The 465-nt window shown below is 65.6% G+C and carries 1 protein-coding gene; it reads left to right on the forward strand.

The features are described 5' to 3' along the window. Positions 1-91: 91 nt before the first annotated feature. Positions 92-465 (forward strand): hypothetical protein (locus UK23_RS39765; protein WP_196778089.1); only part of this gene is annotated, 374 nt, incomplete at its 3' end.

Genomic DNA, 465 nt, shown 5'->3' on the forward strand with positions numbered 1-465 from the left:
ACAACAAGCTGATCCACACGTATCTGTCCGACGGGATGAGCGGCTGGTCGCAGTGGCTGCCACACGGTGACGGCAGCTGGCGTCGGACCCGGTGGTCGTGCACAAGAACGCGGGCAACGTGACCGAGGTGTTCGCTCGTGACACCGCGAACAGGCTCGTGCACACCTACTTCGGTGACGGCATGTCCTCCTGGTCGCCCTGGACGGTGATCGGCAGCTCGACGATCACCGGCACTCCCGCGGTGGTCTACAAGCCGCGGGGCAACGTGACCGAAGTCTTCGTTCGCAACAGCTCCGGTGCCCCGGTGCACGCGTACATCGCGGACAACTCGGGTGGCTGGTCGGATCTGCTGGGCATGCCCGCCGCCACGTTCGCGTCCGACCCGGTGGTGGTCTACAAGCCGCAGGGCAACGTCACGGAGGTGTTCGGCCGCGACACCGGCAACCACCTGATCCACACCTACTT

It is taken from the genome of Lentzea aerocolonigenes (assembly GCF_000955955.1).
Taxonomy (GTDB): domain Bacteria; phylum Actinomycetota; class Actinomycetes; order Mycobacteriales; family Pseudonocardiaceae; genus Lentzea; species Lentzea aerocolonigenes_A.